General features: G+C 74.2%; 4 protein-coding genes and 2 pseudogenes. 4 read left to right on the top strand and 2 right to left on the bottom strand.

Translation table 11 applies throughout. The annotated features are described in order from the left end of the window. A pseudogene (locus tag LI92_RS24180) lies at nt 1–394 on the bottom strand (hypothetical protein); the annotation flags it as partial. Between LI92_RS24180 and LI92_RS23915 the strand changes: the two are divergent. From LI92_RS23915 to LI92_RS19320, 4 genes are all read left to right on the top strand, one after another. Then, nucleotides 383–3,265 carry a PE family protein gene (locus tag LI92_RS23915; RefSeq protein ID WP_204368899.1) on the top strand — a complete coding sequence of 961 codons (2,883 nt, stop codon included), beginning with the start codon at nt 383–385 and terminating at the stop codon, nt 3,263–3,265. The pseudogene LI92_RS24180 and the gene LI92_RS23915 overlap by 12 nt on opposite strands. Nucleotides 3,266–3,327: 62 nt before the next feature. Next, complete coding sequence (locus LI92_RS19330) at nt 3,328–4,143, top strand: polysaccharide deacetylase family protein (RefSeq protein ID WP_082109814.1); 816 nt, start codon at nt 3,328–3,330, stop codon at nt 4,141–4,143. An 85-nt stretch (nt 4,144–4,228) separates the two neighbouring features. Next, nucleotides 4,229–5,179: an oxygenase MpaB family protein gene (locus LI92_RS19325; RefSeq protein WP_046321817.1), complete on the top strand. Its 951-nt coding sequence runs from the start codon at nt 4,229–4,231 to the stop codon at nt 5,177–5,179. Between the two features lie 7 nt (nt 5,180–5,186). Then, on the top strand, nt 5,187–5,774 hold the full coding sequence (locus LI92_RS19320; protein WP_046321816.1) for a TetR/AcrR family transcriptional regulator: 588 nt from the start codon (nt 5,187–5,189) through the stop codon (nt 5,772–5,774). Between the two features lie 2 nt (nt 5,775–5,776). Here the strand turns inward: LI92_RS19320 and LI92_RS19315 are convergent. Continuing rightward, nucleotides 5,777–6,117, bottom strand: a pseudogene (locus LI92_RS19315) (MFS transporter); the annotation flags it as partial.

Genomic DNA, 6,117 nt, shown 5'->3' with positions numbered 1-6,117 from the left:
CCCCGGCACCACCGGCACCACCGGTTCCCCCGGCACCGAAATTGAGGTCGGCGAACCCGGCTGCCCCGGCGGCGAAGGTGGACATGGCGCCGCCGGGGCAGCCGGGTTCGCCGACCTCAATTTCGGTGCCGGGGGAACCGGTGGTGCCGGTGGTGCCGGGGGTGCCGGCGGCGCGGGCGGCGCGGGCAATCTGTTTTCGCAGTGGTTGGGTGCGTGGACCGGCCGGGCGGGTGCGGTCGGCGACGGCGGTGCCGGCGGGAGCGGCGGTGCCGGCGGCGCCGGATCTGATGGCGCCGACGGTATTACACCGGGCGCCGCGGGCGAGCACGGTGGCAACGGCGGCGCCGGCGGCGCCGGCGGAATCGGTGGTAGCGGAGCCAATGTGGGGGCGCACGGCACGGGCGGTGCGGGTGGTGCCGGCGGCAACGGTGGCCGGGGCGCCGCCGGCGCCGCGGGAGCCGACGGCACCGCCTCACACGTGGACGGCTTGGCCGGGCAGGCCGGTGGCGCCGGGGGCAACGCCGGCGCCGGCGGAGCCGGGGGCGCATCGGGCGCCGGCAGCTACGCGGCCAGCGGTCTGCACGGCGCCGCGGGCGTCGGCGGTGACGGCGGAGCCGGGGGAGCGGGATTTCACGGTCTGAACGGCACCGCCGAGCGCATCGACGGCACCAACGGGGGTGCCGGCGGCGCCGGCGGAGCGGGGGGTGCCGGCGGAGCCGAAGTCGGCGGCGGCCGGGCGCTGCAGGGCGACGGCGGCAACGGTGGCGCCGGTGGCGCGGGAGGCGCGGGATACCACGGTCGCGACGGCGCCGCGGCGACGACGCCGGGGTCGGCCGGCGGCACCGGCGAGAACGGCGGCGCGGGCGGTCATGGCGGCGACGGCGGGCAGGGCGGCGCGGGCACCAATGCCGGAATTCAAGGCGTCGGCGGTGCCGGCGGAGACGGGGGATCGGGCGGTCGAGGAGGTGCCGGAGCGCGTGGCATCGCCGGCACCGCCGGGCGTATCGACGGCCAGCTCGGCGGCAGCGGTGGTGCCGGCGGTAACGGCGGTGTCGGCGGCAATGGCGGCCACGGCCTACTCGGAGGAGTCGGCGGCGCGGGAGGTCACGCCGGTGCCGGCGGGGTGGGCGGCGCCGGCGGCGACGGTGTCGGCGGCGGCAACACCGAAGCGGCGGGCAGCGGGGGCGACGGGGGAGTCGGCGGGCAGGCCGGCGGTCAAGGTGCCGGCGGTGCCGGCGGCCGCAACGGCGACGGCATCACCTGGGCGACCGACGGCGCCGGGGGTGCCGCTGCCGCGTCGGGTAACGGCGGTGCCGGCGGCAACGGCGGACGCGGTGAGGCATCGGCCGGTGGATCGATCGGTCAATACGGGGGCGCCGGGGGCACCGGCGGCAGTGGTGGTGTCGCCAACGGCGGAGCAGCCGGAAACGGTGGCGTCGGCGGTACCGGTGGTGCCGGGTCCGCGATCGGCCTCGGTGCGGTCGGCGGTGGCGGCGGCGCTGGTGGGGCCGGCGGGAGCGCGGACGGGACACGGGCCGGACTGGGCGGAGGCGGTGGCGGCGGTGGGGGCACGGCCTCCGTCACCGGTGCCGGCACCGTCGCCGGCACGACGGTGACCGGTGGCCGCGGCGGCGATGGTGGTGCCGGCAGCGCCGACGCCGCGGGCGACGGCGGCCGAACCGGCGGCCGCGCCACTGCCGTGATCGACGGCAGTTCCTCGGGCGTGACGGTCACCGGCGGGAGTGCCTCGGCCCGCGCCGACGGCGCCGACGCGGCACTGAACGTCGGCGCCGGCAGCAGCGTCGAGCACAGCAGCGTCACCGCAGGCACGGTGGGTGCCGGTGGCAGCGGCGGTTCGGCAGCTCTGGCGGCCACCAACGGCGGAAGCGTCGTGGGCAGCACCGTCACCGGCGGCAACGGTGACGACCGCACCGGTGACGGCGGCAGCGCCTCGATCTCCGTCGACGGGGCGGGCAGCAGTGTCGTCGACAGCGTGGTGATCGGCGGCGGCGGGGCGCAGGGCACCGACGGCGGTGCGGGCGGCGCCGGTGGTTTGGCGGAGGTGAACGCCTGGTCAGGCGGCAGGGTCGCCGACAGCGTCGTCATCGGCGGTTCCGGTGGAGTGGGTGCCGACGGAGGTCTCGGCGGTGCCGGGGGCCGCGCTTCGGTCAGCGCCGGCCCCGGCGCAGTCGCCGCGGTGGAGGCCCGGGGCGGCCTCGGCGGTGCGGCCGACGGCTCCGGCAGCGTCGGTGGGGCCGGCGGCACGGGAGTGGTCGGCAGCGGAATCGTCGGTGAGGGCGGCACGATCACCGGTACCGCGACCGGCGGTGTCGGCGGAGCGGCGGACGGGGGCGGACGCGGCGGCGCCGGCGGCAGCGGCGGCCTCTACGCCTACCTGGGCGGCCACGCGGAGAACAACGACGCCACCGGCGGTGCGGGCGGCGCTGGGTTGGCCGGCGGCGTCGGAGGAGCGGGCGGCTACGGCGACGTCTATTCCACCGGCAACGTCTACGACGGCACCGTCACCGGTGGCGCCGGCGGCGCCGGCATCTCCGGTGGTGTCGGAGGTGCCGGTGGGTTCAGCTTCCTGCAGGCCGGAATCGATTTCGGCGACGCCTCCAGCATCACCGGCACCAGCACCGGCGGAGCCGGGGGCATCGGTGCCGCGGGCGGAGCAGGCGGGACCGGCGGGTTCGCCATGCTCTTCGCCGCCACCGCCTCCCAGGTCAGCGGCAGCGTCATCGGCGGAGCGGCCGGAAACGCCCTCGACGGCGGGGCCGGCGGGTCCGGCGGCCAAGCAGCCATCGCGACCTTGGAGGACAACGTCGTCATCAACGGGACGGCGATCGGCGGCGACGGCGGAGCCGCCGGCGCGGCGGGCATCGGCGGTGCGGGTGGCGCCGGCGGTGACGGCGGCATCAGCCGGATCGATCTGGTCACCGACGCCGGCCAGATGATCACCGACGGCACGTCGATCGGCGGCGCCGGAGGCAACGGCGGAGACGGCGGTGCAGGTGCCGACGGCGGTGACGGCGGGGACGGCGGCGCGGCCTTCACCACCGGTGGCAGCGACAGTGTCGGCGGAGACGGAGGCAACGGCGGAAGCGGCGGTGCCGTAGGACTCAACGGCGACGGCCACGGCGGCCGGGGCGGAAACGGCGGCACCGGCTACGGCGCCGTCGGCGGCAACGGCCAACACGGCGGCAACGGCCAGGCCGACGGCACCCCCGGCGCCGACGGTGCCCCCGGATCGGACAACCCGTAGCGGCCTCGGCGTCCCGGTAGGCTGCCGGGGTGGTGAAACCCTGGCGCGCCGGTGCGGCGGCGATGGTCGTTGCGGTGCTCGCCGCCTGTACCAGTCAGGTGCACGAGGCGACTGCGAACCCGGTGGACTGTGCGGTGGTCAAGTGTGTGGCCCTGACGTTCGACGACGGACCCTCGCCGTACACCGATCGGCTGCTGCGGGTGTTGAACGATGCCGGGGCGCGTTCCACGTTCTTCCTGATCGGCAACAAGGTGGCAGCAAACCCCTTGGCTGCCAAGCGGATCGCCGACGCCGGTATGGAGATCGGCAGTCACACCTGGGAACACCCGAACATGACCACGATTCCCGCGGCAAACGTGCCGGGTCAGTTCGCCAAGGCCAACGACGCCATCCGTTCGGCCACCGGGCGCACACCGAGCTTGTGGCGGCCACCCGGGGGACTCACCGATGATGCGGTCAACGCGCAGGCCGCCCAATTCGGCCTGGCCGGGATCCTCTGGGACGTGATCCCGTTCGACTGGATCAACGACGCCGACACCGCCGCCACCCGCTACATGTTGATGACGCAGATCCGGCCCGGTTCGGTGGTGCTGTTCCACGACACCTACTCCTCGACCGTCGACCTGGTGTACCAGTTCCTGCCCGTGCTCAAAGCCAACGGCTATCACCTGGTCACGGTCAGTGAACTGCTCGGGCCGCGGGCGCCGGGCAGCGTGTACGGCGGACGCGAGAACGGTCCGCCGGCCGACGAGCTGCACGACATCCCCACGGCGGACATCCCGGCGCTGCCGGCCACACCGTCACCGCCGCCGATGCCGAACTTCCCGATCACCGATATCGCCGGGGCCAATTCGGGCGGTCCCAACAACGGGGCCTGACCGGCCCCGACATCGCCGCGCGCGCCGCCATTGACACGTTGACACAGAAAGCTAGTCTTTGTGTCATACAGCCGAGGAGGCCGAGATGACGGCAGTGATCAGTGACGTCAGCATCGATTCGGGCCAACCGGTCCGGCCCAAGGTGATGGCCCAGTTCCGCAGGCACTCCGGCAGCGTGCTGTCGGGTCTGTTCGGGGCCGCGGCGTTCGACGAGGTGGCGCTGGTACCGGTGGCCGCCGCGGTCGACAAGACCGGCCGCTTTGAGAGCAACTTCACCGACCGCGCGATCCGCAGCGGATTTTCGGCGCTGCTGGCCATCTGGGGAGACGCCGAAGATCGCGCCGCCGAGGGGGAGCGCCTCAAACGGATGCACCGCGACGTGCACGGCCGCGGCAAAGGCGATTTCGCCGACGTCCGCTATAGCGCGCTCAACCCACGACTGTGGAACTGGATAGCGCTGAGCGGCATGTTCGTGACGCTGAATTCCTTCACCCCCGTCACCGGCATCGCCTGGAACGAGGCAGAGCGCGACGCCGCCTACCAGCAGCTCCTCGAGGCGTTCGGGGCGCTCGAGCTGCCCGGCAAGTCGAGCAAGTTTCCGGCCACCTACGCCGAGGCCGTCGCCTACTACGACGAGGTGGTCCGCACCGAACTGGCGGCCAACCCGTTTCTGGATCGGGTGACCGCCGGCCTGGCCCGGCTGCCGATGCCCTCGGTGGTGCCGGCCCCGGTCCGTGCCGCCGCCGCCCCGCTGTGGTCGGTGCTCAGCGCCGGGGCGGGCCGGGTGGTGAAGATCTGCTCGTTCGGGATCATGCACCCCGGCGTGCGCAAGCTCACCGGCTTCGCATGGGAACCCCGCCACGACGCGGAGTTCGCCCTCTACACCCAGCTGCTGCAGCTGGCCTGGCGGACGCTGCCCGACCGGGTGGTGCTGGTTCCGCTGGCCTACAACCGGATGCAGTACGAGAAGCTGGTCAAGACGCACCGCTCGGTGGCGCTGGAGTCCTTCGCACCGCCCGGCTGCCCGATGCGGTGACGGCCCGATGACGCCGCGACGCAGTAGCGCCAGCCCCGCCGAACAAGAGGCGGCCATTCTCAAGGCGGCCGCCGAGGAAGTCGGGCTGGTGGGGGTGGGGCGGGCCAGCATTGACGTCATCGCCCACCAGGCCGGCGTCAGCCGCAGCACTCTCTACCGGCGCTTCCCCACCCGCGACGCGCTGATCACCGAAGTGGGCCGGCGGGCATTCGAGGACGCCATGGTTCAGCTGCGCACGGTGGCCGTGGACTCCGGACCGCAGGCGGCCGCGGTGGCGGGGTTCTGCGCCGGGCTGCGCGTGCTCACCACCGACCCGGTGGTGCGCAAGCTGCTGCAGCTCGATCCCGGGGTACCGATGATGGCCGGGATGTACCAGCAGGCCGAGGTGATCCTCGAGAGCGCTTCGGCCGCCATGGCCAAGGCGCTGCGCGCGGCCGGAGCGACCATGCCGGACGCGGACCTGGCCGCCGCCGCCGAACTGCATGTGCGCCTGGCCGCCTCCATCGCTCAGATGCCGACGCCGGTGCTCGATACGCGTGACGACGCGGCGGTGCGGGCCTACGCGCAGAAGTTCCTGGCGCCGCTGGTCTGGTAGCGCTACGGCGCGTCCTCGCTGACCCGAGCCGGCCGGGGCGTGGTCCGCAGACCGAACACCGCCGCCGCCGAGGCCAGCAGGAATGCCCCCACCACCCACAGGGCGGCGTGGGCGTCGCCGGTCGCACCGGTGAGCCAGCCGGTGACATACGGGCCGCCGAAGCCGCTGATGTTGCCCAGCGTGTTGATCAGGGCGATCCCGCCGGCAGCCGCGGCTCCGGTGAGGAACGTCGGGGGCAACGCCCATAACACCGGCATCGCGCACATGATCGAGCACGTGGTCACCGTGATCGCGGCCATCGCCAGGTAGGGGTTGGACATGTACAGCGCCGCCGGGATGCACA

The organism is Mycobacterium sp. UM_Kg1 (genome assembly GCF_000972925.1).
GTDB lineage: Bacteria > Actinomycetota > Actinomycetes > Mycobacteriales > Mycobacteriaceae > Mycobacterium > Mycobacterium hiberniae.
The sequence above is the reverse complement of the archived record's forward strand: the minus strand, read 5'-3'. Positions and strand labels throughout refer to the sequence as shown.